The organism is Pseudorhizobium halotolerans, assembly GCF_902153235.2.
Taxonomy (GTDB): domain Bacteria; phylum Pseudomonadota; class Alphaproteobacteria; order Rhizobiales; family Rhizobiaceae; genus Neorhizobium; species Neorhizobium flavum.
In genome coordinates, this window is sequence record NZ_CABFWE030000005.1 from 572769 (window position 1) to 598426 (window position 25658).

30 protein-coding genes and 1 tRNA gene are annotated in these 25658 nt (G+C 61.7%); 13 read left to right on the forward strand and 18 right to left on the reverse strand.

Annotation, left to right across the window (positions count from 1 at the left end):
• Positions 1–11: 11 nt before the first annotated feature.
• From fghA to lipB, 6 genes are all read right to left on the reverse strand, one after another.
• Positions 12–851 (reverse strand): S-formylglutathione hydrolase, encoded by an 840-nt coding sequence (gene fghA / locus FN060_RS07720; RefSeq protein ID WP_142587557.1) that lies wholly within the window; start codon positions 849–851, stop codon positions 12–14.
• Entirely contained in the window at positions 848–1312 is a 465-nt protein-coding gene (locus FN060_RS07725) for a YaiI/YqxD family protein (RefSeq protein WP_142587558.1), read from the reverse strand. The genes fghA and FN060_RS07725 overlap by 4 nt, the downstream gene beginning before the upstream one ends.
• 76 nt (positions 1313–1388) lie before the next feature.
• The gene (locus FN060_RS07730) at positions 1389–1580 is read right to left on the reverse strand and encodes a YegP family protein (RefSeq protein WP_142587559.1); all 192 of its coding nucleotides are present in this window, start codon (positions 1578–1580) and stop codon (positions 1389–1391) included.
• A 72-nt stretch (positions 1581–1652) separates the two neighbouring features.
• The gene (locus FN060_RS07735; RefSeq protein WP_142587560.1) at positions 1653–2780 is read right to left on the reverse strand and encodes an S-(hydroxymethyl)glutathione dehydrogenase/class III alcohol dehydrogenase; all 1128 of its coding nucleotides are present in this window, start codon (positions 2778–2780) and stop codon (positions 1653–1655) included.
• 104 nt (positions 2781–2884) lie between these two features.
• Positions 2885–3592 carry a hypothetical protein gene (locus tag FN060_RS07740; protein WP_077546025.1) on the reverse strand — a complete coding sequence of 236 codons (708 nt, stop codon included), beginning with the start codon at positions 3590–3592 and terminating at the stop codon, positions 2885–2887.
• A 200-nt stretch (positions 3593–3792) separates the two neighbouring features.
• A complete protein-coding gene (gene lipB / locus FN060_RS07745; protein ID WP_077546024.1) occupies positions 3793–4509 on the reverse strand; it encodes a lipoyl(octanoyl) transferase LipB in 717 nt (238 codons plus the stop codon).
• 190 nt (positions 4510–4699) lie between these two features.
• Between lipB and FN060_RS07750 the strand changes: the two genes are divergently transcribed.
• A tRNA-Leu gene (locus FN060_RS07750) sits at positions 4700–4784 on the forward strand.
• Positions 4785–4852: 68 nt separating this feature from the next.
• On the forward strand, positions 4853–5281 hold the full coding sequence (locus FN060_RS07755; RefSeq protein ID WP_142587561.1) for an OsmC family protein: 429 nt from the start codon (positions 4853–4855) through the stop codon (positions 5279–5281).
• Here the strand turns inward: FN060_RS07755 and FN060_RS07760 are convergent, their stop codons facing one another.
• The gene (locus tag FN060_RS07760) at positions 5282–5779 is read right to left on the reverse strand and encodes a BON domain-containing protein (protein WP_142587562.1); all 498 of its coding nucleotides are present in this window, start codon (positions 5777–5779) and stop codon (positions 5282–5284) included.
• 62 nt (positions 5780–5841) lie between these two features.
• Positions 5842–6339, reverse strand: coding sequence for a peptide deformylase (locus tag FN060_RS07765; RefSeq protein ID WP_142587563.1), 498 nt, complete (start codon positions 6337–6339; stop codon positions 5842–5844).
• A 192-nt stretch (positions 6340–6531) separates the two neighbouring features.
• On the opposite strand from FN060_RS07765, the gene mgtE reads away from it, so the two are divergent.
• Positions 6532–7950: a magnesium transporter gene (mgtE, locus tag FN060_RS07770; RefSeq protein ID WP_142587564.1), complete on the forward strand. Its 1419-nt coding sequence runs from the start codon at positions 6532–6534 to the stop codon at positions 7948–7950.
• Between the two features lie 57 nt (positions 7951–8007).
• The gene (locus tag FN060_RS07775; protein WP_052638337.1) at positions 8008–8400 is read left to right on the forward strand and encodes a MerR family transcriptional regulator; all 393 of its coding nucleotides are present in this window, start codon (positions 8008–8010) and stop codon (positions 8398–8400) included.
• Positions 8401–8402: 2 nt separating this feature from the next.
• On the opposite strand, the gene FN060_RS07780 is transcribed toward FN060_RS07775, so the two are convergent.
• Together FN060_RS07780 and FN060_RS07785 are read right to left on the reverse strand one after the other, a co-directional pair.
• Positions 8403–9383, reverse strand: a complete 981-nt coding sequence (locus FN060_RS07780; RefSeq protein WP_244665720.1) for a heparan-alpha-glucosaminide N-acetyltransferase — start codon at positions 9381–9383, stop codon at positions 8403–8405.
• 24 nt (positions 9384–9407) lie between these two features.
• Positions 9408–10106 (reverse strand): DUF599 domain-containing protein, encoded by a 699-nt coding sequence (locus FN060_RS07785; protein ID WP_142587565.1) that lies wholly within the window; start codon positions 10104–10106, stop codon positions 9408–9410.
• Positions 10107–10671: 565 nt separating this feature from the next.
• Between FN060_RS07785 and FN060_RS07790 the strand changes: the two genes are divergently transcribed.
• Together FN060_RS07790 and FN060_RS07795 are read left to right on the forward strand one after the other, a co-directional pair.
• Positions 10672–12072, forward strand: coding sequence for an L-serine ammonia-lyase (locus tag FN060_RS07790; RefSeq protein ID WP_142587566.1), 1401 nt, complete (start codon positions 10672–10674; stop codon positions 12070–12072).
• A gap of 65 nt (positions 12073–12137) precedes the next feature.
• Complete coding sequence (locus FN060_RS07795; RefSeq protein WP_142587567.1) at positions 12138–12575, forward strand: DUF1489 family protein; 438 nt, start codon at positions 12138–12140, stop codon at positions 12573–12575.
• A 7-nt stretch (positions 12576–12582) separates the two neighbouring features.
• Here the strand turns inward: FN060_RS07795 and FN060_RS07800 are convergent, their stop codons facing one another.
• The 4 genes from FN060_RS07800 to FN060_RS07815 form a co-directional block, all read right to left on the reverse strand.
• Positions 12583–12849 (reverse strand): hypothetical protein, encoded by a 267-nt coding sequence (locus FN060_RS07800; protein ID WP_052638342.1) that lies wholly within the window; start codon positions 12847–12849, stop codon positions 12583–12585.
• 105 nt (positions 12850–12954) lie between these two features.
• Complete coding sequence (locus FN060_RS07805) at positions 12955–14415, reverse strand: D-alanyl-D-alanine carboxypeptidase (RefSeq protein WP_142587568.1); 1461 nt, start codon at positions 14413–14415, stop codon at positions 12955–12957.
• A gap of 311 nt (positions 14416–14726) precedes the next feature.
• Positions 14727–15332, reverse strand: coding sequence for a transglutaminase-like cysteine peptidase (locus FN060_RS07810; RefSeq protein WP_142587569.1), 606 nt, complete (start codon positions 15330–15332; stop codon positions 14727–14729).
• A 512-nt stretch (positions 15333–15844) separates the two neighbouring features.
• Positions 15845–16456 (reverse strand): PilZ domain-containing protein, encoded by a 612-nt coding sequence (locus tag FN060_RS07815; RefSeq protein WP_077546013.1) that lies wholly within the window; start codon positions 16454–16456, stop codon positions 15845–15847.
• A gap of 169 nt (positions 16457–16625) precedes the next feature.
• On the opposite strand from FN060_RS07815, the gene FN060_RS07820 reads away from it, so the two are divergent.
• Positions 16626–17363, forward strand: a complete 738-nt coding sequence (locus tag FN060_RS07820) for a rhomboid family intramembrane serine protease (RefSeq protein WP_142587570.1) — start codon at positions 16626–16628, stop codon at positions 17361–17363.
• 115 nt (positions 17364–17478) lie between these two features.
• The gene (locus FN060_RS07825) at positions 17479–17913 is read left to right on the forward strand and encodes a CBS domain-containing protein (RefSeq protein ID WP_142587571.1); all 435 of its coding nucleotides are present in this window, start codon (positions 17479–17481) and stop codon (positions 17911–17913) included.
• Between the two features lie 16 nt (positions 17914–17929).
• Here the strand turns inward: FN060_RS07825 and FN060_RS07830 are convergent, their stop codons facing one another.
• From FN060_RS07830 to folE, 3 genes are all read right to left on the reverse strand, one after another.
• Entirely contained in the window at positions 17930–18883 is a 954-nt protein-coding gene (locus tag FN060_RS07830; protein ID WP_142587572.1) for a patatin-like phospholipase family protein, read from the reverse strand.
• A gap of 102 nt (positions 18884–18985) precedes the next feature.
• Positions 18986–19447, reverse strand: a complete 462-nt coding sequence (gene hisI, locus FN060_RS07835) for a phosphoribosyl-AMP cyclohydrolase (protein ID WP_142587573.1) — start codon at positions 19445–19447, stop codon at positions 18986–18988.
• A 7-nt stretch (positions 19448–19454) separates the two neighbouring features.
• Positions 19455–20069, reverse strand: coding sequence for a GTP cyclohydrolase I FolE (folE, locus tag FN060_RS07840; protein WP_142587574.1), 615 nt, complete (start codon positions 20067–20069; stop codon positions 19455–19457).
• Between the two features lie 267 nt (positions 20070–20336).
• On the opposite strand from folE, the gene FN060_RS07845 reads away from it, so the two are divergent.
• From FN060_RS07845 to thrS, 3 genes are all read left to right on the forward strand, one after another.
• Positions 20337–20783 (forward strand): iron-sulfur cluster assembly scaffold protein, encoded by a 447-nt coding sequence (locus FN060_RS07845; protein WP_142587575.1) that lies wholly within the window; start codon positions 20337–20339, stop codon positions 20781–20783.
• A gap of 1 nt (position 20784) precedes the next feature.
• Entirely contained in the window at positions 20785–21135 is a 351-nt protein-coding gene (gene yidD / locus FN060_RS07850; protein WP_142587576.1) for a membrane protein insertion efficiency factor YidD, read from the forward strand.
• A 127-nt stretch (positions 21136–21262) separates the two neighbouring features.
• On the forward strand, positions 21263–23266 hold the full coding sequence (thrS, locus tag FN060_RS07855; protein WP_142587577.1) for a threonine--tRNA ligase: 2004 nt from the start codon (positions 21263–21265) through the stop codon (positions 23264–23266).
• 44 nt (positions 23267–23310) lie between these two features.
• Here the strand turns inward: thrS and FN060_RS07860 are convergent, their stop codons facing one another.
• Positions 23311–24300, reverse strand: coding sequence for a hypothetical protein (locus FN060_RS07860; RefSeq protein ID WP_142587578.1), 990 nt, complete (start codon positions 24298–24300; stop codon positions 23311–23313).
• Between the two features lie 108 nt (positions 24301–24408).
• Between FN060_RS07860 and FN060_RS07865 the strand changes: the two genes are divergently transcribed.
• Together FN060_RS07865 and FN060_RS07870 are read left to right on the forward strand one after the other, a co-directional pair.
• Positions 24409–24993 carry a nitroreductase family protein gene (locus FN060_RS07865; protein ID WP_142587579.1) on the forward strand — a complete coding sequence of 195 codons (585 nt, stop codon included), beginning with the start codon at positions 24409–24411 and terminating at the stop codon, positions 24991–24993.
• On the forward strand, positions 24993–25601 hold the full coding sequence (locus FN060_RS07870; protein ID WP_142587580.1) for a flavin reductase family protein: 609 nt from the start codon (positions 24993–24995) through the stop codon (positions 25599–25601). Before FN060_RS07865 ends, FN060_RS07870 begins: the two co-directional genes overlap by 1 nt.
• Positions 25602–25658 lie beyond the last annotated feature (57 nt).

Here is a 25658-nt window from a genome sequence, read left to right on the forward strand (position 1 = left end):
GGGAGCCATGCCTAGAGACAGCCCAGCCTCTTTGCGTGCCACGTGAGGTGATCATCCATGAACGTCGAAATGAAGTAATAGGAGTGGTCATAGCGTTCATGCATGCGCAGCGTCAGGGCGATGTCCGTTCCCTTGATGGCGTCTTCGAACAGCCAGGGACGCAGCCCGTCCTCCAGGAAACTGTCCGCCTTGCCCTGGTCGATCAGGAATTCGGGAAAGCGGGCACCATCCTCCACGAGGGCGCAGGCATCATATCGGCGCCATGCGCTCCGGTCGGCTCCGAGATATTTTTCGAGCGCCGGGGCGGACCAGTCGGCCGTCGAAGGTTGCACGATCGGGGCGAAGGCGGAGCAGCTCTTGAAGCGATCAGGGTTCTTGAGCGCGATCGTCATCGCTCCGTGCCCACCCATTGAGTGTCCGAAGATCCCCTGCCGGCTCATGTCGGCGCGGAAGTGCTGGCTGATCAGAGAGGGCAGTTCCTCCGTGATGTAGCTGTACATCTGGTAGTGCTCGGCCCAAGGCTTCTCGGTGGCGTCGAGATAGAAACCGGCGCCCTTTCCCATCTGCCAGTTGGTCAGTTCGTCCGGCACGTCATTGCCGCGCGGGCTGGTGTCCGGGCAGACGATGATGAGGCCGAGTTCCGAGGCGAGGCGGCGGTATTCGCCCTTTTCCATGACATTGGCATGGGTGCAGGTGAGGCCGGACAGGTACCAAAGGACGGGGCGAGGCTCGCTGATCGCCTGCGGCGGCACGAAGACCGCGAAGGTCATCTCGCATTTGCACGCGTCGGACTCATGGGCGTAGACGCCCTGCATGCCGTCGAAGGCCGTGTTCTGGGAAATGACTTTCATGGTTGATCTCCAGGTGGCGCGTAGGTCTTGGCACGGCGGCAGAGCCGGTCGAGGGTTTCCAGGAACTGCGATCGATCCCGTGGGCTGAAGGCGGCATTGTAGCCCTTGCTCTCGCCGGTCTCTCTCAGATGCTGGCCGAGATCGCGCATGGCCGTCGCCATGCCGATGTTCGTCTGGTCAAAGATGCGGCCCGTGGGACCGGTGACAAGGGCGCCGTTGCCGACGCAGCGTCCGGCGAGCGGCACGTCGGCCGTAACCACGATGTCGCCGCTTCCCGCCCGCTCGGCTATCCAGTCGTCAGCAGCGTCGAAGGCGCCCGATACGATGACATTAGTCACCATCGGATCGCGCGAAGGGCGAATACCGGAATTCGCCACGAGCGTCACCTCCAGCCCGTGCCGTTCGGCGACCTTGAGGATCTCCGGCTTCACGGGGCAGGCATCGGCATCGACGTAAATCACAGCTCAATCCTTGGGCTTCGGGCCGGAAGAACCGACCGAACCCACTCCGTGTTCCCGCCGATGCCGTACCTTCGGTTCAGGCCGTTGCCGTAGCTGTCTCGTCGACAGTACTTGCGCCTGGCGCGTTCCTCTTGATGGATTCGATGGCGGAGAGCGCCGAAGCCTTGGCCTTGTAACCTTCCGACAGGAACATCGTCTCGCCGTTGGATGCTTTGAACCGGAATCGGAACTCGCCTTTCTTGTCCTTGTAGACCTCGAACCTGTACATGCCACTCCCCCGTTGGTTGGAACATATCAAATGATATTCCAGCGATGGGCGAATGCAAGCATCTCGCGGGCATCAATAGACGACGACGCTCCTGATGCTCTGTCCGCCATGCATGAGCTCGAAGCCCTTGTTGATGTCTTCCAGCCCCATGGTGTGGGTGATCATCGGGTCGATCTCGATCTTGCCCTCCATGTACCAGTCGACGATCTTCGGCACGTCGGTGCGCCCGCGCGCGCCACCGAAGGCCGTGCCCATCCAGGTACGGCCGGTGACGAGCTGGAAGGGTCGGGTGGAGATCTCCTGGCCGGCACCGGCCACCCCGATGATGACCGACTTGCCCCAGCCGCGATGCGAGGCCTCCAGCGCCTGGCGCATGACCTTCGTATTGCCGGTGCAGTCGAAGGTGTAGTCGGCACCGCCGATCTGGTCGGCGCCGCGCTTCGTCATGTTGACGAGGTGAGGGACGATGTCGTCGCCCACCTCCTTCGGGTTGACGAAATGGGTCATGCCGAAGCGCTCGCCCCACTCCTTCTTGTCGTTGTTGAGGTCGACGCCGATGATCATGTCGGCGCCGGCAAGGCGCAGGCCCTGGATGACGTTCAGGCCTATGCCACCAAGCCCGAAGACGATCGCGGTCGAACCGATCTCCACCTTGGCGGTGTTGATCACGGCGCCGATGCCGGTCGTCACGCCGCAGCCGATATAGCAGATCTTGTCGAAGGGAGCGTCGGGATTGACCTTGGCGACGGCGATTTCCGGCAGGACGGTGTAGTTGGCGAAGGTCGAGCAGCCCATGTAGTGGTGCAGCTTCTCGCCGTTGATGGAAAAGCGCGATGTGCCGTCCGGCATGACGCCCTGGCCCTGGGTGGAGCGGATGGCGGTGCACAGGTTCGTCTTGCGCGAGAGGCAGGAGGGGCATTCGCGGCATTCGGGGGTGTAGAGCGGGATGACGTGATCGCCCTTCTTGACCGAGGTGACACCCGGGCCGACGTCGACCACCACGCCTGCACCCTCGTGCCCGAGGATCGCCGGAAACAGCCCCTCGGGGTCGGCGCCCGACAGCGTGAAGTCGTCGGTATGGCAGATGCCGGTCGCCTTCACCTCCACCAGCACCTCGCCCGCCCGAGGCCCCTCGAGCTGAACCGTCATGATCTCCAACGGCTTGCCGGCTTGAACGGCAACGGCGGCGCGAACGTCCATGGTCTTTCTCCATCTTTTCGAATCCGCCGGACTGTCGCATGCGGCAGCTGATCTCTCAAGAGAAGCCCTGTCGTTCCATCTGCTCGATAGGTGGGCGGACGGCTTCAGGCTGCCGCGTGTTCCGTGACGGGAATATCTTCATCCAGCAGAAGCCACTCCGTAGCCCTGATGTCGTCGGAGCGGGAGGCGATCTCTGTGAGCAACATGACATCGCGCCATCCTGAATGATTCTCCGCCTCATCGGCCAGCATGTCTATCTGTCCGAGGATCAACTGCTCCGCGCGCGCAAGCCGTATGGAGCCGCGATCAACGGCGCTCCGCAGGATGCGCCAAAGATAGGCGAGGTCGGCCTTGGTCACGCCGCGGCTGTCCAAACGCCGCCGGGCATATGCACCGCGCGGTTCCGGCAGCAGGGCGAGGCGCAGCTGGTTCAGTGCCGCGGCGGAGAGAAAACCCGGGACGTTGCGCGCGATGTCCAGGACGTGAAGGATGATTTCCAGCCCTGCGGGCGAATGAACCGCGCCAGCGGAGGCAACCTTCTCCAGCAGCCAGCCGGCGGTCTCGCCCGTCACATCTCCGTCGGCCGAATCGCGCCAGACGACGAATTCGGCGATCGCCTCGACCAGATAGGCCGTCCATTCCGGGCAGTGGGTTGTGCAGCAGTCGTGTAACGCAAGGGCCATGCTGGCCTGATAACGACTGGTGATTCCATCAGGCCACATGTGGTGGCGCATCAGCCCGACATCGTCGGGCGTTATCTCACCCTTTCCGGCGATGACACATGCCGGAAAAGAAAAGCGCAGGTCGCTCATCTTTCATCTCCGTTTCATCATGAAACTGGGATGGAAGGAATAAGCTTCACGTCTTGACGGACTGCCAACGGACGCTCTTAACGCCGCATGCGAGTGATCCTTACGATTTGATCGACGTACCAATTCGAGACACTGGTGGGGAGAGGGGACCCTCTGGTGGTCCCTGTCCGCGCTTGATGTCAGTCGGGTCGGAACGGTTGCTATGCCGAGGCGGTCTGGCCGAACACATCCTCGAATGCCTCGCGCAGCCGCATGTCGACATCCGTCATCATGACAGGCAAACCGAGATCAACGAGGCTGGTGACGCCATAGGCGCTGATTCCGCAGGGCACGATCCCGGAGAAGTGTGTCAGATCCGGGTCGACGTTCAGCGACAGCCCATGAAAGCTCACCCAGCGCCGAAGCCTGATTCCGAGTGCCGCGATCTTGTCTTCCGTCACTGAACCGTCGGGCAGGCGCGGCTTGTCGGGCCGGCGAACCCAGACGCCAACGCGGTCCTCGCGCCGCTCGCCCCGGACATTCATCGATTCGAGGGTGCGGATAACGGTTTCCTCCAGGGCTGCCACATAGGCCCGCACGTCCTGGCGGCGGCGTTTCAGGTCCAGCATCACATAGGCGACCCGCTGGCCCGGACCGTGATAGGTATATTCTCCCCCCCGCCCGGTAGCAAAGACGGGAAAGCGATCGGGATCGATAAGGTCGGAGGCATCGGCACTGGTGCCGGCCGTGTAGAGCGGTGGGTGCTCGAGCAGCCAGACGAGTTCGTCGGCCCGGCCGTCGGCAATCGCCGCCACCTCCGCTTCCATCGTCGCCACTGCTTCTTCGTAAGGGACGAGGCCGTCGGAGATGCGCCAGCGCACCGGCGGCGAGCCCGGCAGAGGATGCATGGAGTGGTCTAGTTCGGTGCGCGCGAGCATGGTTGGTCCTCGTTCTAGGTCCGTTTGCCAGACCGCCGCCACATCGGCAATCCGGCGGGATGACGCGGCCCTGCATATAGGGATTTTCGCGGCCGATTTATATCATTCAAAATTCTGTCACGGCGCCCTTGTGCCGTTCAGATCGTTTTGCTACATGCTGCCCCGCCGGCGCAAGTCGGCCTACCACGATGCGGTCGTGGCGGAATTGGTAGACGCGCAGCGTTGAGGTCGCTGTGGGGCAACCCGTGGAAGTTCGAGTCTTCTCGACCGCACCATTAAAACCCGCTCCGGCGGGTTTTTTGCTGTCTAGGCAGTCGGTTTTCTAAACCGGAGAGGTTGGGCGATGGTAGAACTCCATCCGCAGCGGCGCGCAGCCAGTGCAACCGCAAGGCTCGGCCGAACAGGTCGTCCAGTTGTCACGAGCGGCGGCGGCAAGACAATTGACGTTGCCCCGGCCGGTCTCGACCCAGGTTTCACACCGATAGATCTTCTCTATTCGTCTCTGGCGAGCTGTCTTGCCATCAGCGCGCGGATTGCGGCCAGCGAGTTGCGGCTTCTGGATCGGCTTGAGGTGGTCACGGTCCAAGTGGCCGGAGATAAGGCCGAGGATGGACCCGGTCGAATTGGGGAAATCTTCTGCGAACTCACCGTAAAAGGTAATTTTGACCCCGCCCAGCTTGCGCAGATTGTGAAACGGGCGGAGGAAATCTGCACCGTGAGCAATACCTTGAGGCAAAGCCCCGCCATGTTCATCACGGTGCAGGAGAACTGATCAGTCGTCCGTGGGGATGTGCGTGTCGACGCCGGCGAGGCGAAGATTATTGACGACGCGGCTTACTCCCCTGATCGTTTGGGCTGTCCGACCGACCCGTGAGGCCATAGAGCGATCATCCACAACTCCCTCGATGGTGACGACGCCGTTTTCGGCATGGACGTCGATGCTCTCCATCGGCACGTCACCGAGATCATCGAGGGCTTCCGTCACACGTTCCTCGATGTCATCGGAAAGCTCGAAGCCGTCAGTGCCGGGCAGCACGTTGTCCGGGCTCTGTTCCTCCAGGCCGTCCGCGTCGACGCTGTCCACGTGATAGCCGCGATTGCGCTCCCGGTCGAAGTTGGCATTGGGATCGCCATAGGCGGCGTTGTCGACCGGCCGGGTTGCGGCACCGGCAGCATCGGCATAGGGCCAGCCATCGTCGATGTTGCGTGTGTCGTAATCGCGGAAGTCCTCTTCACGGGTAATGTTGTCGGCATTGCGCTTGATCGCCATCGGGATCTCCTTTCGCATTCATCGAGCACCTAACGCCCGGCGCGAAGAATGGTTCGTGGAGATCAGCGGCCACCCTGCTTCTGCCATCTGCGGATTAACCGCTCCCGCTTCAGGCGCGAGAGGCGCTTCAGCCAGAAGATCCGCTTCAGCTGGTCGATCTCGTGCTGGAGACAGATCGCCTGAAAGCCCTCGGCCTCTTCCTCGTGCCAGTCTCCCGCGAGGTCCTGGTAGCGGCACGAAATCGACGACGACCGCTCCACCTCTTCGACGAAGCCCGGCATTGAGACGCTGCCTTCGTCGTGACGCATGGTCCCTGCGGATGAACTGAGGATTTGTGGGTTTACGTATGTCCGCGGCGCCTGCCAGTCCGGCAGTTCGAGAACGACGACCCGCTGCAGGATCCCGACATGGGCGGCGGTGATGCCGACCCCGGGTGCTGCCCGCATCGTGTCAAGGAGATCCTCAGCCAGTTGCCGGAGACCGGCACCGAAATCCACGACCGGTTCGCAGACCGCAGACAGCATCGGGTCCGGATATCTGAGGATGGGACGGAGGGTCATGTCTTGCCTCGCTAAATGCTTCTTCTCTCGTTGTCTCCGGCCTGAAGAAATCAGAGCCTGCGGCCCCGCTGGACCATGGGATGCGATTCGTCTAGCACGGAGGAAGCGGCGCTCGCCGCTGATCCACCACATCATTGACTTCCATGGCCTGCCCGCCATTCTCTTGGCGGCACAGGCAAGCAGGGGCGGCGAATGATCGATACCGAGGACGAAGACCGCACCCGCACCCGCTCGGAAGAGCCCGCGGACGACATATATGCGGAAAACGGTTCGGTCCGTGCCGATTTTCTTGCGCTTGTCGGTGCAGCAATTGCCGACCGCGACATCCTCTTCCTGCGCCAGCACGTGGCGCGGCTGCACGAATCGGAACTCGGCGACCTCCTCGAAGCGATCCAGCCGGAGCAACGCGGCGCCCTCGTCCGGCTGCTCGGTGCGGATTTCGACCTGACGGCGCTGACCGAGGTCGACGAGGCCATCCGCCTCGAGATCGTCGAGCAGATGCCGAACGCACAGATCGCAGCAGCGATTGGCGAACTCGATTCCGACGATGCCGTCTACATCCTCGAGGACCTCGATAAGGACGATCGCGAGGAAATCCTCGCGCAACTGCCGTTCACGGAGCGGGTCAGGCTGCGGCGCGCGCTCGACTATCCGGAGCAATCGGCCGGGCGGCGGATGCAGACCGAGTTCGTCGCCGTGCCGCCGTTCTGGACCGTCGGGCAGACGATCGACTACATGCGCGAAGAGGACGAACTGCCCGAGTCGTTCACGCAGATCTTCGTCATCGATCCCACCTTCAAGCTGCTCGGCATCGTTGATCTCGACCGCATCCTGCGCACGAAGCGACAGGTCCGCATCGAGAGCATCATGCGGGAAACCAACTACCCCATTCCGGCCGAGATGGACCAGGAAGAGGCGGCGCAGATCTTCGAGCAATACGACCTTCTCTCCGCGGCCGTCGTCGACGACAATGGCCGGCTGGTGGGCGTGTTGACGATTGACGACGTCGTGGACGTCATCCAGGAGGAGGCGGAGGAGGACTTCATGCGCCTCGGCGGCGTCGGTGACGAAGAGCTGTCCGACTCGCTCGCCGAAACCTCCCGTTCCCGCGTCCCATGGTTGGCGGTCAATCTGGTGACCGCCTTCCTTGCCGCCTCGGTCATCGGCATCTTCGACGCCACTATCGAGAAGATCGTCGCGCTTGCCGTCCTCATGCCGATCGTTGCCGGCATGGGCGGGAATGCCGGTTCCCAGACGATGACCGTGACGGTGAGGGCGCTCGCGACCCGGAGCATCGACATTCACAATGCCGCGCGCATCATTCGTCGCGAGGCGGGGGTCGGGCTGTTGAACGGTGTCCTCTTTGGTCTCCTGATCGGCGTCGTGGCGGGGCTCTGGTTCCAGGACGCCAACATCGGCGGGATCATCGCCGCAGCCATGCTGATCAACATGATCGCCGCCGCGCTGGCCGGCATCATGATTCCCCTGGTGCTTGATCGAATCGGCGCAGACCCGGCCGTGTCCTCGGCGGTGTTTGTCACCGCCGTCACGGACGTGATCGGTTTCTTCGCCTTCCTCGGCCTTGCGACCTGGTGGTTCGCGGCGGTTTGACGGGGCAAAATTGACTGTTACGTAAAAGTCAAATAATCTCGCGGTCAGGAACAGGACATGACCGTGAACAAATATTATTCGATCACCGAACTGACGCGGGAATTTGGCGTCTCCACCCGCACGCTCCGGTTTTACGAAGACGAGGGGCTGCTGCATCCCGAGCGACGGGGACGGACACGACTGTTCCGGGCGGCGGATCGACGCCTCCTCCAGGAGATCCTGCGGGGCCGCAGGATCGGTTTCACGATTAATGAGATCCGCGAGATCATCAAGGTCTACAAGGAACCGCCCGGCGAGCTTGGCCAGTTGAAGCTGATGATGAAGCGCATAGACGAGAAGCGCGACGAACTTCGCCAGAAGCGCAAGGACATCGACGAGACCCTCGAGGAACTGGACAATGCCGAAGAGGCCTGTCTGACGCGTCTTGCCGAGATCGGCGTCAGCACCTGAGCCTACTGGCTGCGAATGGCGCATTCCTGCGCAATCGCCTGAACACGCTCGTCAGCCTGAGCAACAATGGTTCCGTTCTGGACCGGCTCGAGCAGCGATTGAGCCACCAGCGAATCCGCGGTGCAGGCGCAGAACCGGACGCATAATCCCGGATCATTTCCTTCTGACAGACAGCCTCGCTCGCAGCTTGCCCGATATGCCTGGACGGGATCGACTGGCGAAGGCGGATTGACGGTCGAGAACAGATAGACGATCGCGATCAGCACCGGTTGGTGGACGAGGTAGACCAGCAGGCTGTGGCGACCCGCCAGGGACAGAAGATTGGGCCGCGTCTGCACCCTACTCAACGGCTCGAGCCAGTTCCACGTCATCGCAATCCGCGCCACGGCCATGCCCGAAAGCAGGGCGGCGAGCCACGGAAACAGCGGCACAAAATCATTGGAACGGGGAGGGGCCGCGCTCAACCCTGTCCACGCCAGGAATCTTGGGTCGAACAGGCTGGAGCGCACCGTCCCGGGCATCTGACTGTCGATGACGAGCGTGAGCACGATCAATCCCGCTACACCGGCGGTCAGCAGCGGAGGCGCCCTGAGGAACGCCAGGCCGATCAGGCTTCCAAGGGCGATACTGTGCAGGATGCCGAAGAAAATCCATTCATTCGGCGTGGCAAAGAACGTCGCGATACTGATTGCGGCGGCAGCGCCGGCGACCATGCCGAACCGCTTCCAGAAGGAGTTCCAGCGGATGGCCGGATAGTGGGCCAGGACGAGGCTGACTCCGGCCAAGAACAGAAACGAGCTGGCGATGGATCGCGCATAGAGCTTCCACCAGCCGCTCGTGGCCGTGCCTGGCTCGACATAACCGAAGAACTCGAGGTCCCAGGTGAAGTGATAGGAGGCCATCGCGACGAGGGCGGCGCCACGCAGCGTATCGATCAGTGTGATGCGCGGTCGAAACCGCGGCGTGTTCTCGGCAAGGGTCAAGGCGGCTCTTTCTCGTCGCGGCGGCTATGGAGTCTGTGAGTCCATGATGGCGCGCCGTGCCTCTGAAAAGAACTGGCGTCGCGTCAGCACGAAGATGACGAACGCCGTGGTGAGCATGAACATATAGGGCCCTACGAACCAACCGAGATAGCCGATCGACAGGAAAATCGTCCGCAGGCCGGAATTGAAGTGCCTCGCCGCGATCGTGTTCATGCGAACCACCTGATCCGCAACCCGGCGAGCGTGTTGCAGATCCCTGGCGGTCTCATCCATCATCGGCAGCGCTCCGAAGAGAATGGTGCAGTAGTTGAAGAGGCGGTAGGACCAGCCGAACTTGAAGAAGGCGAAGCCGAACATCGCGGTGAGGCCGGTTACCTTGAGTTCGAAGACGGTGCGGCCACCATAGGCCACGAAGGGCAGTTCACGGAACACCGCATCCACCTGGTCTGTCGCGCCGAGCAGGGCGAAGCAGCCGCCGATTGCAAAGATCGATGTCGAGGCAAAGAAGGCAGTGCCATTCTGGAGTCCCGCCATGATCTGCGTATCGATCATCTTCAAGTCGCGCTGGAGGGAATTGTAGATCCACTCGCGGCGACGTTCGGCCATCGCCTGGTTCAGGCTGGTGCGGGGAAGATAGCGCGTACCCGAGCCCGCACTGATCCAGGAGTAGCCCAGCCAGAGAAAAAGAAAGAGGCCAAGAGCCAGATAGTCAGCGGTCGTCATGTGGTTTCCTGCTGCGTCCCTCGGACCGATATGCTCCAGCAGTGGCTGGCGGGCAAGAGGCGGGAGACGTTAACCCTTGCGGCCGAAACGAGGCTGACGCAGGCGGACGTATCTCCTATATCGAGGCGGCATGTTCGAAAGGCATGCGCGTCGCGAATGGCAGGGTTGTGGGTTTGCCTTGCTTCCGCCATTTTTTCGGGTTGCGGCCCCGGTCCCAAGTTAATATACCATTCACCATCGCAGCGCTTTCGCAGCGCCGCGCTAAAAAGTGTCCATCTTACCGGAGTCATCATGGAAGATACCGTTCAGAAGTCCTGCTGGGGCGTCACCATCAAGGCGCTTGCGGGATTTGCGGGGATTATGGCGCTCGCCTATCTCTTCGGCACGATCTGACGTTTCCGACCCCACAAGAACAGTAAGTTTGAGAGAAGAGCGCGGTATTCGTACCGCGCTCTTTTCGTTTTCATCCACCAGATGCGACTTGGCTGGCAAGTGGTCTCCGGTTGCTGCTATATCGGGCCAGCCATCTTCGTGGCTCAGCATCGTTGCCGGCATCAGGTGAAGCATGTTCCTTTCGGTCTTCGACGTCTTCAAGATCGGGATCGGGCCGTCGAGTTCTCACACGATGGGCCCAATGTCGGCTGCCCGTCGCTTTCTTGATCTTCTCCTCTCGGACGACTGGCCTCGCCCATCCGCAGCACGGGTTGCGGCCATCAAGGTCAGCCTGCACGGATCGCTGGCCTATACCGGCGTCGGACACGGCACCGGCAGGGCGGTTATCCTCGGTCTGGCTGGGGAGGAGCCGCACCGGGTTGATCCGGACCGCATGGACGAGATCATAGCCGAGGTCGAGCGCACCGGCATGGTGACGCCGCCTGGCCATCCCACCTATGCCTTCCAGCCGAAGGATGATCTCGTCTTCGACCGCAAGCAGACCTTGCCCGGCCATGCCAATGGGATGACCTTCTCCGCGTTCGATGCCGATGGCCGACTGCTCGTCAGGCGCATCTATTATTCCATAGGTGGCGGGTTCGTCGTGACGGACACCGAACTGCAGAGGATGCGGGCGACGAAGAACGAGCAATCCGGTCCCTCCGTGCCCTATCCTTTCGCAACGGCTCGGGAAATGCTGCAGATGGCCCAGGGCTCCGGCATGAGCATCGCGCAGATGAAGAGGGCCAATGAAGAGGTCACCCGCTCGCGCGACGAGCTTGATGCGGGGCTCGATGCGATCTGGGACGCGATGAACGGGTGCATCGACCGGGGCCTGAAGGTCGACGGCGTGATGCCGGGCGGCCTGAACGTGCGTCGCAGGGCGCGTGCCATTCACGACAGACTCAATGAGGAATGGCGGAGCAATCGGCCCAACCCCTTGCTGGCGAACGACTGGCTGAGCGTCTACGCGATGGCGGTGAACGAGGAGAATGCAGCCGGCGGACGCGTGGTGACGGCTCCGACGAACGGCGCGGCGGGGGTTATCCCGGCCTCGATACGGTACTTTCTTCAGTTCCATGACGGGACGACTCGCGAAGACATTCATGAGTTCCTGCTGACGGCGGCGGCCATTGGCGGCATCATCAAGCACAATGCCTCCATCTCCGGCGCTGAAGTCGGCTGTCAGGGAGAGGTCGGCTCCGCCGCGGCCATGGCGGCGGCAGGGCTGGCGGCGGTGATGGGTGGGTCGCCCGAGCAGATCGAGAATGCAGCCGAGATCGCCTTGGAGCACCACCTTGGCATGACCTGCGATCCCATCGCAGGCCTCGTGCAGGTCCCGTGCATCGAGCGCAATGCGCTGGGCGCCGTCAAGGCGGTAACTGCCGCCTCGCTGGCGATCAAGGGCGATGGGACGCATTTCGTGCCGCTCGACGCTTGCATCGAGACGATGCGGCAGACCGGCAATGACATGAGCGAAAAGTACAAAGAGACTTCCACGGGCGGCCTGGCCGTGAATGTAGTGGAATGCTGAGCTCCTAGAGGACCAAAGCCGCCTGCGTGCTTGACCTGTACCAGCTTTAGGATTTGAAGAACGGCATGGCACTCCACATGATCAAGCTCTGCGTCGGTGCGGACTCGCTACAGGACCTGAGGGACTGGGTGAGCGAACGAGCCCTGATGGCCATCTCGGCCGGGCTCGAACCTCATTCGGTCCACACGACGCGGATGGTCCCGAAGCGAAGGGAAGAACTGCTCGACGGCGGCTCCCTCTATTGGGTCATCAAGGGGCAGGTCATGGCGCGCCAGCCGCTCCTCGACCTTCGCTGCGTCACCGGTTCGGACGGCATTCAGCGATGCGAACTCGTTCTGGGACCGGAGGTCGTGGAAACGGCGCCCCAGCCGAAACGCCCATTCCAGGGTTGGCGCTACCTCAAGGTGGATGAAGCGCCGCGTGACCTCGGCAGCCTGGGCGAAGGGATGGCGGCGATGCCGGAGGATCTGCGACGTGAGCTCGCGGACCTCGGGCTGCTTTGAACCTACTTTAGCGCAGGCGAAGCCGGACGGGCAGGCGGCCCGAATAGGGGCCTACGTGGAGATGGATACCCACTTCCGGCTGTGAATGACGCAGCGCACGAGCTCCATGGCTCAGCAATAGTGCCACAAGATCACGCGTGCGGTCCTTCGACTTGCTCAGCCCGGCCCCTGCCAGCCGCATTGCAGCCTCGTGAAGCGGATGCAGCGCCAGGCCCTTCATCCGCTTTTCCCCCGGAGCGAAGGGGGAGTTGGCGATGTTCTCGTAAGCTGCCATTTCTGCCTCGTACACGTTACAAATCGAGGTTTACGGAGGGGATACCCCCCACCGGCGCTGATAACACGCGGCGCCGGTTAACTCATGGTGCCCAGGCCTTCGCAGTTACTGTTGCGAGGCCCAGCAGTTGACGCCCTGCTTCTTCAGCGCCTTGCAGGTGTTCACGGCCGCGGTCTGGTTCTCGAAGCCGGCGAAGCGAGCGCGATAAAGGTTCTGCCCATTCGCATTGACGGCAACGGTGAAGGGTTTGGCGGAACGCAATACCTTTCCGCCCTTGTCCTGCGCTTTCTGCAGGAGTTCCGATGCCATGCCAGCGTCAGGCGAGACGCCGACCTGGATGACCCAGCCCGAAACCGTATCAGCTGGAACTGCAGCCTTGGTCGAAGCGGTGGTTACGACATCGACCTCGCCGGAGGTGTCGCCTTGCTCGGTAACGGCGACGTCTTCAGGCGGAAGGTATTCCGGAGCCGGCGTAGGCGTTGCGACATTGGCAATGGCGCGCATGGCATCGCCGCCGCGTTTGGCAGAGGAGGGAGGCGAGTAGGCTGAGGCCACCTGCTGCTCCTCGTAGCGCGCCTGCGGCACCGGCCCACTGCTCGGGAGATCGAAAGCCGCAAGGCGATCGGCTGCGGCGATGACATCACCAACCGGCGCAGACGGGGCCTGGGCAATCAGGGCGCCCTTGCCACCGCGAGATGCCTTAGGAAGGTACTGCCCAACGAGCTTGCGCATCTGCGCATCGCGGCTAGCGCCTGTGCGCCCGCCGATCACGACGGCAACAATCGAGCGACCGTCCTTCTGCAACGAGGTGACAAGGTTGAAGCCCGAGGCCCGGATGTAGCCGGTCTTGATACCATCGACGCCTTCGACCGAACCGAGCAGGCGATTGTGATTGCCGATCGTCTGCTTGCCGAACTTGAAGCTGCGTGTGGAGAAGTAGCCGTAATACTGCGGGAAGTGCTGACGGAGAGCCATGCCCAATCGCGCCTGGTCCCGCGCGGTGGTCATCTGCGCGGTGTTGGGCAGGCCGTGGGCGTTGCGATAGGTGGTCCTGGTCATACCAAGGGCGCGCGCCTTGTTCGTCATGATCTGGGCGAAGCGCGATTCCGACCCGCCAAGGAACTCGCCGAGCGCGGTGGCGACATCGTTGGCAGAGCGAGTGACCAAGGCCTTGATGGCCTGCTCGACCGTCAGGCTGTTGCCAGCGCCGACGCCAAGCTTGGAGGGCGGCTCCGCAGCTGCATTCTTCGACATCGGCACCCTGGAATCGAGGCGGATGCGACCAGATTCGAGCGCCTCGAAGGTCAGGTAGAGGGTCATCATCTTGGTGAGCGACGCGGGGTAGCGAAGACCATCAGGGTCGTCGCTATAGAGAACCTTGCCCGTGTTGGCGTCAACGACGATCCCTGCATATTTCGGCGCGGCCTGCGCCTCGCGGGAGGGAATCCCCACGAGGAAGGTAAGAGCGAGGGCAAGGCCAAGCAAAAGGTTGAGAATATTCGCAGGCCGATTTGGGAGGAGGATCGAAAAGTCTGCTTTCAACACTGTCGCGCTCATTGCTTGCATTAGAATACTCACCTTCCGGACGCGCCCCCGCCACGAACCGTTGGGGTCAATGTAGACAGGCAGCGTTACCAAGAGGTTTATGGTGAACGGCAATTCCCCGGATTGAACGGCATTTTAGTGATTGCCCGGCTCGGCCCCGTCGTCCATTCGTAAAATCCGGTAATGACGGCATGAATATGATGCCGCACCGCTATTTCCTCCTGATCCTCCAGATTTGGAGCGGCGAGCCTGAAGCGGGCACAGGTCGTGGAACAAGAAGGGCGCCAACCCGCAGGTACGGGTGGCGCCTCGGAAGGGAAGGATCGGTTCGATTATCGGGAAACGCTCGATACTGCGGTCGCGCGCCCGTCCTGCAGCTTCACCCAGCGACCCGCGTGATCGGCGGCCTGGCGCTTCAGGAATGTGTACTCTGTATCCGACCAGAGAAGGACGGTGTTGCGCATGTTGTCGAGCACGAAGTCGCCGCGGTCGGTACGCACTGTGAGGACGGCGTGCCCTTCGCCGTTCGGCTGCAACACGACGGTGATCAGCAGGTCGGACGGATCAAATCCCTTCGCCATCAGCATCTTTCGCTTCAGCAGGACGAAATCCTCGCAATCGCCGCCGCTGCGGGGATAGGCCCAGCGCTCTTCGACGCCATAGATCTCCTGGTCGGTCAGGGGCTGGATTGCCGTGTTGACGGTGTAGTTGATGTCGAGCATCGTCCGCCACCTGTCCTGCGTGAGGGTCATGGGGCCCGTGTCGTGCGATGCCGGCCCGCATTCGCTGGCATAAACGCGGCAGAACTCGTAGTGGCCGATAGGAGGATTGGCCTTTCCAACAACCTGCATGCCAAGCGGCATGGCAAATGAAGTCGGTGCCGCGATCAACGCGAAAAGAGCGGTGGCGATGGCGACACTGAGTTTTCTGTCGGTCATGATCTTGTCTCCCCGTGGTGAGGATCAAGATGGCACAGGCATGTTGAGTGCACGCAAAAATGCGTAGTAAAATCAATACAGTAATCGATTCAATGTTGGCGCAAATTCGAACTGAAGTCGACTCAAATCCGATGAAAACTTGCTGTGAATTTGTCGATCTGTTGATTCAAATTGTCCCGACACAGGTAACGCCGGGAGGAGGCTGCTGGTCGCCCCGCGGCCGTGTACTGGGCCCTCAGACGAGCAGAGGGTTAACGGAGATCAGCCATGACAATGGAGCAAGTGTCCGAGGCTTGACCGGTGCTGCGTGTCGAACGGCGAGAGAAGCGGCCTCGTTGGCTCGCAGCGGAGCCGGAAGGCGGCACCACTTCTACCCATCCCCATGGATTTTTTTTCGCGATCCAGCGCTATGCAACCCGAGCCTGTTCCATTTCGGCGCAGGTGAGTCCGTGAAGCTGAAACAGAAACGGCGGCCCACGGCCGCCGTCTGGTCCTGCATACTGAGACGAAGATCAAAGGAACTCGCGCAGAGACTCCCGTGATTGCACACTGGCGAACTCGATCGCGACACCTTCCATGAAATGCCGCACCACGCGTCCGCGCATGCTTCCGAGGCGCACTGGCGTCCCGAGCGGCGGGCGGATCTCGACATCGATCGCCGCGCCGGACAGGGAAAGGTCCATGAGGCGGCAGCTGTAGCGGGTTCCATCCTCGAGGAAGAGTTCGGTTGCGGACTTCCTGGGCGTGAGACGGTCGTGGCGACGATCCTCGGGAAGACCCAGCTCATGCTTGTTGGCGATCCACGTCAACTGTGCCGCAAGTTTTTCGCGCTTGCGGTCGGTTGCATTGATGACCACCGAGAAGCCGTTGGTCCCGACCTCATTCACCACCCCTTCGATCCGCCCCAGGTGGTCGAGGTAAGCGATCACCCGCTCGTTGATCCTTGGGCGGCCGAAGCAGGAGAATTCGACGTCTCCGGGCGACATCTCGGTCGCCGTGCAGGGGTATTCCTCATGGTCCGCCAGCATAAGTCTGCCCTCGACATTGACCGTGACACGCTGAAACGCACGCGCTGGGGGCGGCTGTCTCTGGCCCACGTTGTGAGGTGTCTGCTGTGAATACATTGCGGGTTTTCCTGTGCGCAGGTTGCCCAAGCATAGCACCCGGGGGGTTAAGATTGCGTGTTTTCGCGGGTTACCATTGCGTGCAATAGCGATTGTTCCCGACTACCGCTTCGCTTCTCGGGTCGGCTTCGCCTATATGACTGACTGATGGCGCAGGAAGGATAGGTAGATGGATCGGCAGAACCAGGTGGACGACAACGGCGACGCGGAATACCGGCCAGAGCGCCAGCCCGTTTTTAACCTGCCGCGCACCCTCGTGCTGACGATCCTGCTGCTCGTGGCGCTCTATCTCATGGAGGCATTCCTCTTGAACGAGGAGGCGGTTGGTGCCTTCATGTTCTACATGGCCTTTACGCCATTGCGGTATGTCTATCCGCTGGCCGAGCAAGGGCCGGAGTGGTTCACCACGCCTGTGACCTATTCGCTGCTCCACGGGAGCATCGAGCACCTCGCCTTCAACATTCTGTGGCTGACAGCCTTCGGAGCGCCTGTGGTCCGCCGGATCGGACCGGTGAGATACCTAGTCTTCTGGGTACTCTCCGCTGCTGCTGCCGCATTCTTCCATGCGGCCCTCCATTGGGGCGAGCAAACGGTGCTGATCGGAGCGTCAGGTGTGGTTTCCGCCCTGATGGGGACGGCATGTCGCTTCGCCTTTCCCGTCCGTGGCGGCTTCAACCGCACGTATGGACATCTCTATCCACGGCAGTCGGTCCTGGGCGCCCTGCGAAACCGGACGGTCGCCGTGTTCGTGGGCATATGGTTCGCCGGCAACATGCTGATCGCAATTGGTCTGCCGCTGGTGGGGCAAGGCGCGGGCCAGATCGCCTGGGACGCGCATATCGGCGGCTTCCTCTTCGGGTACCTGTTGTTCGCGCTCTTCGACCCGCTTCCGTCCGCGCGCCATTGATGATGCTGCACCGGTATATTGCAATCCCTCGCATGTAAGGGCACCATCTGCGAACGGATATCGCTCTGATGGGGGAGGGCGCTACCCGCGTGCACTGGTATGCGAGGAGAAAGCCATGGCCATCGTCGTCAAGAACATGCTGGACGCCAAGGGGCGAGATGTCGTCACAGTCAGCCCGGATAAGTCGCTTCTGCAGGTTGCGGGAATTCTTCACGAAAGAAAGATCGGTGCGCTTGTCGTGACGGGCGTCGACGGGCGCATTGCCGGTATCTTCACCGAGCGCGATATGGTGCGCGCACTGGCCGAGAAGGGTGCGGCGATCCTCGATCAGCCCGTCTCCTCCGTGATGACTGTGAATGTGCAGACATGCCGGGAGGAAACGACAGTCAACGCGCTGATGGAGATGATGAGCAGCGGGCGGTTCCGTCACGTGCCGGTAGAAGACGGCGGCCGGCTTAACGGTATCATCTCGATCGGCGACGTCGTGAAGTCGCGCATCCGCGAGGTGGAATTGGAGGCGGAAGAGATCAAGGCCTATATCGCCGGTTGACTGCGGTGCGGTTGCTTTACCGGGCGAACACTTCCTGCATCCGTTGCAGCGCGGCGATCTGGTTCATCGTTTCCATGTAGCCGCGATCGATCGCCTCGCCGGCACGATGGAATTCGGACAGGCCGATGTCGCTGAGACGCGGGTGCAGGGCAAGATCAGGCGGATCGCCGGCGAGCCTTGCGCGGGAGATGCGCTCCTGGATGATGTTGAATGCCTGTACCATGACGCCCGGAAGGCCGAGGTGATGTTCCTTCAGCTTGGTCCGGGGCTGTTCGACCGTCTGGAAGCTGGCGCTGTGCTTGACGACGGCGGATCGCCCGAAGATGTCGTAGTTGAGGTTTACCGCCACGACGAGCGGCTGCTCGTAGGCTCGGCAGACCGAGGTGGGGACTGGGTTTACCAGGGCACCGTCCACCAGGGTCCGATTGTTGCAGGTCACGGGTTCAAAGATGCCGGGGAGTGCGTAGGAGGCACGCAGCGCCGTGATCAGCGAACCGTTGCCGATCCAGACCTCATGGCCTGTGTGCAATTCCGTTGCGACCGCCACGAACGGACGATCGAGCTCTTCGATGGACAGGCCTTCGAGATGCTCCTGCATGCGTTTGGTCAAGCGCATCCCACCGAGCAGGCCGCTACCGCCGATGGTAAGGTCAAGGAGACCTGCAAGTCGGCGCATGGTCAGAGAGCGTGCAAAACTCTCCAACTCGTCCAGCTTGCCGGCGAGGTAGCAACCGCCCACCAGTGCACCAATGGATGTGCCGGCGACCATGCCGACTTCGATGCCCGCCTCGTCAAGGGCGCGTAGAACGCCGATATGTGCCCAGCCGCGTGCCGCCCCGCCACCGAGCGCAAGGGCCAGTTTCGCCTTCTTCGGAACATCGATCGCTGTCGGTGGTTCTGAGGGACGTGCGGATGCGGGATCTGCAGGCGTTGCTGCGTGATCACTGCGATTCCAACTCCAGTTCAGCATCGGCACCTCCAGGCTGAACGATTTCCCGACACCCAGGAAAGCACAGACTAGTTGCGAAATGGTGTAGGGTTGCGCCCGCCTGTTACAGAATGCGACGCGCCGCTACTTAGTTCCATCCGGTTTATAGACTTGGGCGGGGTCGAAGTGCCGATGATCGTCGACAATCCGGAGGACACCCTCGTCCCCCTGTTTCTCCACGATACGATAGAAGCAGGAGCGTCGACCAGTGTGACATGTGGCATCATGTCCGGCTACCGAGACCTTCAGCCAGATGGCATCCTGGTCACAGTCCGTGCGGATCTCATGCACGGTCTGCAGGTTTCCGGAGGTTTCACCCTTCTTCCAGATCTTCCGGCGGGATCGGCTGTAATAGTGGGCAATACCCGTGTCGATGGTCAGTGCCAGCGCCTCGGCGTCCATGTGGGCGACCATTAGAAGCTCGCCGTCCGCAGAATCGGTCACGACCGCCGTAACAAGGCCATTGGCATCGAAGGCGGGTGCCAGGGGGCCAGCGCCTTCCTGCTCCGCCTTGTCGGAAGAGGGTTCGGGGAATTGGCGAATCATATGTGGCTCAGCGGTTGCGAACGAGCGTGAGGAAGCGAGCCTGTTCGGCGGCATTGTCCCTGTACTCGCCCGTAAAGGTAGTGGTGAGCGTCGTCGAGCCCTGCTTCTGCACGCCGCGCATAGCCATGCACATGTGCTCCGCCTCGATCATGACTGCAACGCCGCGCGGCCCAAGCGTCTTTTCGATGGCAGCGGCAATCTGTGCCGTCAGGTTCTCCTGGGTCTGCAGGCGTCGGCCGAAGATGTCGACGACGCGGGCGATCTTCGAAAGCCCCAGGACGCGGCCATTCGGCAGATAGGCGACATGGGCCTTGCCGCTGATCGGCAACATGTGGTGCTCGCAATGGGAGAAGAAGGGAATGTCGCGCACCAGCACCGCATCGCCATAGCCCGAGACTTCCTCGAAGGTGCGCCCGAGAACCTCCTCGGCGGAGAGAGAGTAGCCGGAGAAGAGTTCGCGATAGGCAGCGGCGACACGTTTGGGGGTATCCAGCAGGCCTTCCCGCTCCGGGTTTTCGCCAACCCAGCGGAGCAGCACGCGAACGGCCTCCTCGGCCTGTTCCTGCGTTGGGGCGCTATCGGTCTGGCCGGAGGCCGGGAAGTTCTTCACAACTGCATCCATTGCTGTCTCCCGGGAGCGTTCATCGAGCCCCCATGTCATCATCCGCCGCTGCGAGAGGCGGATGGTCGCTTCAAACCGGGTAATTGACGCCTTGGCGCTTCATTTACAAGATATTATGGTCTCATTTTCCAGCATTTGGCGAGAAAGGATCGCTTTCTTGATACCTGCCGGGGTCCGTCACATATAATGATGACGTAATAAATCTAACATCGGTGGAGCGGCGCGAGCCGGGCGCGCTCCGGGAGACGCAGCGGGATCGATCTGCAAATGGACGATATCTACAATAGCAAGATCCTCGAACTGGCAGGCAACATCCCGCGTGCCGGCCAGCTTGAGGATGCCGATGCGACGTCGGAGAAGCACTCGAAGCTCTGTGGTTCGCGCGTCCGCGTCTACCTGAAGCTGCGCGATGGCGTCGTCACCGACTTTGCCCACGAGGTCCGTGCCTGCGCGCTTGGTCAGGCATCCTCGTCGGTGATGGGTAGCCACGTTGTTGGAGCCACGCCTGTCGAGATCCGTCAGGCGCGCGAAGACATGCTGGCCATGTTGAAGGCGGATGGCGAAGGACCATCGGGCCGGTTCGAAGACATGCGCTACCTCAGGCCCGTGAAGGACTACAAGGCGCGGCATGCCTCGACCATGCTGACATTCGATGCTGTGGTCGACGCGCTTGACCAGATCGACGCCAAGACGCCTCAAACGGTGTCCGCGTGACATGTGCGACGGACCCGGCTGCACGCATTCTCCGCGAGTCGGGCGGTCCCGCAACTGGCAGGGTCCGTTTCGCAGGACCCCGGGCCGGCTGGCGGGAATGGGGCTCATCCGTCTTTATCAGCTGACGCTCTCTGGCTTCATCGGGAACTCCTGCCGCCATATCCCCACCTGTTCCGAGTACGGCTACGAGGCGATCGGGCGCCACGGGCTCTGGGCCGGCGGGTGGATGACGCTGTTCCGGGTCGGTCGCTGCGGGCCGGGCGGCACGTCCGGCCTGGACCCGGCGCCGGAGACGCTCCAGCAACGTCAGCAATGGTGGCTTCCCTGGCGATATTGGCGTCCTCACCCGTGATGGCCGCGCTTGAATAGGTACGGGAAAAGCACTATCAACCGGCCCGTTCGCACTCGGCAGCGCAAGATCAGCGCCGATCATTCACCACCACCCGCATTCGTTGGCGGGACTGGATCCAGGAGCAGTCATGTCCCAAACCGTTTCCCTTACCTTCCCCGATGGCTCCGTCCGCGCGTTTGACGCCGGTACGACGGGTCGCGACGTCGCGGAATCCATCTCGAAGTCGTTGGTCAAGAAGGCCGTCGCGGTCACCATTGACGGTACGCTGCGCGATCTCTCCGATCCCGTCACCGACGGTGCGATCGAGATCGTCACCCGCACCGATCCTCGTGCGCTGGAACTGATCCGCCACGATACCGCGCACGTGATGGCAGAGGCCGTGCAGGAACTCTGGCCATCGACGCAGGTAACGATCGGCCCGGTCATCGAGAACGGATTCTACTACGATTTCGCCCGCGATACGCCGTTCACGCCGGAGGACCTGCCCAGGATCGAGGCGAAGATGAAGGAGATCATCGCCCGCAACAAGCCATTCACAAAGGAAGCCTGGCCGCGAAACAAGGCGAAGGAGGTCTTCGCTTCCAAGGGCGAGAACTACAAGGTCGAGCTGGTAGACGCCATTCCGGAAGACGAGGACGTCAAGATTTACTATCAGGGCGACTGGTTCGACCTCTGCCGTGGACCGCACATGGCTTCGACCGGACAGATCGGTACTGCCTTCAAGCTGATGAAGGTGGCCGGCGCCTATTGGCGGGGCGATTCCAACAATCCGATGCTGACCCGCATCTATGGCACTGCCTGGGCGACGCAGGAGGAACTCGATCAGTACCTTCATGTCCTGGCCGAGGCGGAAAAGCGCGACCATCGCAAGCTGGGCCGGGAGATGGATCTTTTCCATTTCCAGGAAGAAGGTCCGGGCGTCGTCTTCTGGCATGGCAAGGGCTGGCGGATGTTCCAGACGCTGGTGGCCTACATGCGCCGCCGGCTTGCCGGCGCCTATGAGGAAGTCAATGCGCCGCAGGTGCTGGACACGTCCCTTTGGGAGACCTCCGGCCACTGGGGCTGGTACCAGGAAAACATGTTCGCGGTGAAATCCGCCCATTCGCTGACCAACCCGGACGACCCGGAGGCGGACGATCGGGTGTTTGCGCTGAAGCCGATGAACTGCCCGGGGCACGTCCAGATCTTCAAGCATGGTCTGAAGTCTTACCGGGAACTGCCGATTCGCCTTGCCGAATTCGGTCTTGTGCACCGCTACGAGCCCTCCGGGGCGCTACATGGTTTGATGCGCGTGCGCGCCTTTACCCAGGACGATGCCCATGTCTTCTGCACCGATGAGCAGATGGCGGCCGAGTGCCTGCGCATCAACGACCTCATCCTGTCCGTCTACGAGGATTTCGGCTTTAAGGAGATCGTCGTCAAGCTCTCCACGCGACCGGAGAAGCGAGTCGGCTCGGACGAACTGTGGGATCGCGCGGAATCGGTGATGATGGAGGTGCTGAAGACGATCGAAGCGCAATCCGGCGGTCGCATCAAGACTGGTATCCTGCCGGGCGAGGGCGCTTTCTACGGGCCGAAGTTTGAGTACACGCTGAAGGATGCGATCGGCCGCGAGTGGCAGTGCGGCACCACTCAGGTCGACTTCAATCTGCCCGAGCGCTTTGGGGCCTTCTATATCGACCAGAACTCCGAGAAGCGTCAGCCGGTGATGATCCACCGGGCGATCTGCGGCTCCATGGAGCGCTTCCTCGGCATCCTGATCGAGAACTTTGCCGGTCACATGCCGCTCTGGTTCGCGCCGGTGCAGGTCGTTGTCGCGACGATCACCTCCGATGCAGACGATTACGGTCGCGAAGTGGCTGACGCCCTTCGCGAGGCGGGCATGGTGGTCGAGACCGATTTCCGCAACGAGAAGATCAACTACAAGATCCGCGAGCACTCGGTCACCAAGGTGCCGGTGATCATCGTCTGCGGCAAGAAGGAGGCGGAAGAACGCTCGGTCAATATCCGCCGGCTGGGCTCTCAAGCGCAGACGTCCATGTCGCTCGGTGAGGCGGTGGGCGCGCTCGCTCTGGAAGCCACGCCACCAGACCTTCTTCGCAAGGCGAAGGCCCGCAAGTCTGCTGCCTGAACAGATATGCGCCCGCCTCGAAAGAGGCGGGCGTTGTGCCGTGGTCAGTTCCGCAGTTCGGTATCGTTGAGCAGGCCCATTTCAGCGGGCTGCTCCTTCATCAGGACCTCGACATCTACGTTCTCGGCGGCCTTCACGCTGAAGGCTCGCTGATAGATCCTGTCCTTGTTACGGGCGATTGCCAGGTAATCGCCCTCCGCGAGTACCATCGTGGAGAAGGCGCTGACGCTTTCGTTGACGATGTCACCGGCCGCCGTGAGCACCGACCAGGCAGTGTCGGCAATCGCCTCGCCACCCGGCTGGGACACGAGCTTAAGGGTGATCTCCGCGGCGCGGTGCTGCAAGGTGGCCTCGAGCAGCTTGCCGGCTTCGACCTGAATATCGGCCCGGACAACCGCATTGACGTCGCCGTACTCGGAAACGACGTGATAGGTGCCGGCATTGAGGCGGACGATCGTATCGGGGCGGACATCGGCCATGACCAGTCCGCGCTCGCCGTCTTCGCGAACCTCTGAAGAGTAGATCGAGAACCTGAGACGACTGGCGGGCACAGGGGCATCGGAACCCGAGACCGCGTCAAGAACGACACCGCCGGCGTCCAGCACGAGAACCTGTGGCTCAACTTCGCCGTCCGCCGGAACGGTGAGCTTCTTGGTCACCCCGGCACGGCCGAACGCGACGTTGACGAAATAGTCTCCGGGCAGGAGCTGGAATGAGGCGTCTCCCCCCTCCGCACTCGCGACGAGAGGCAGCTTTCCGTCCTCGCCGGAGATCGGGCTGAAGACGCGCCAGGTCAGGCCTTCCTTCAGCATCTCTTCGCTGTTGACCAGCTTGGCACGGAAGGCGACGTCTTTCGCCGCAGCCGTTGCCAGTCCGCCGCCCGTGGCGGAGAACGCGCTGAGCTTTGGCATTTTCGAAGTGCTGCTGAGCTGCTTGAACGTCTGGAAGGCTTCCTCCGCGGAGGCGCCCGTGACCGGCATGAGGAACATGGCGCCGGCCATGGCACAACGGGCCGCGATGGAAATGCCTGTCATTGATCGTGAACCGGTTGACTCTTCTGGTGCTAAGCCTCACTTCAAGACCAATCCTGAGGCAATTTCAAGACCTTCCTACCATGACTGTTCCCCAAGGACGACTCAAGTATGCAAACTGACATCAAGCTTGTGGACTACCTGCGCAACCGCCACTCAACCCCGGTCGCGCAGATCGGCGAACCGGGTCCGTCCAACTCTGAACTGGAATCGATTCTCGCTTTCGCATCACGCGTCCCGGATCATGGAAAACTGGCGCCTTGGCGCTTCATCGTCTACCGCGGTGACGAGAGGGCTAGGCTTGGAGAAGTCTTTCTTTCCCTCCAGCAGCAGGCCGGCGAGTTGGAGGAAGCGGCACGTGACGCCGAGCGAAACCGCTTCCTGCGGGCTCCAGTCGTGGTCGGGGTAGTCAGCACAGCCGCACCCCATGCGAAAATCCCGGAATGGGAGCAGGTGCTGTCCGCCGGTGCCGTTTGCCTGAACATGCTAATGGCCGCCAATGCCCACGGATATGTAGCCAACTGGCGCACGGAGTGGATCGCCTATGACGATCTTGCCCTTGCCGCGCTCGGGGTGAAGCAGGGAGAACGCGTGGCGGGCTTCATCCATATTGGTTCGAGTGATTTTCCTGTTCCGGACCGTCCACGGCCGGACCTCGATAGCATCGTCACCTATGCGGGCGAAGGCGAATCCTGATGTTCTATGCGACCGACACCAACGCCCACGGCCTGCGGCATGACCCATTCAAGGCGATCGTCGCACCAAGGCCGATTGGTTGGATCGGTACGAAAGGGAGAGCTGGTTCGCTCAACCTTTCGCCCTACTCCTTCTTCAACATCGTTTCCGACACGCCGAAGATCGTAATGTTCTCGTCGAGTGGGAGGAAGGACAGCCTTCGCAATGCCGAGGAGACAGGGGTGTTTACTGCAAGCCTTGCGAGCCGTCATCTCGCGGAGCAGGTGAATGCATCGTCGGTCTCGGTCCCTTACGGAAGGGACGAATTCGAGATCGCTGGGCTGTCGCCGAAAATGGGCTGCCTGATCGATGCTCCATACGTCGCGGAAGCCTACACGGCACTCGAGTGCAGGGTCACGGAGATCATCCAGCCTCGAACCATAGAGGGCGGTCATGCAGACGCTTACATGGTGTTCGGTCAGGTCGTTGGTATCCACATCCGTGAAGAGATCATCCGCGACGGTCGCATCGACTTGAGCATCATGCGGCCGATCGCCCGAATGGGCTACCACGACTATTGCGACGGCAGCGCGGACGTATTCCAGATGACCCGCCCTAGTGCCTCCTAGGATCGCGCAGGCGTTAATCCGTATGGTGAACCAATCATAAATATTTACCGGCTACCG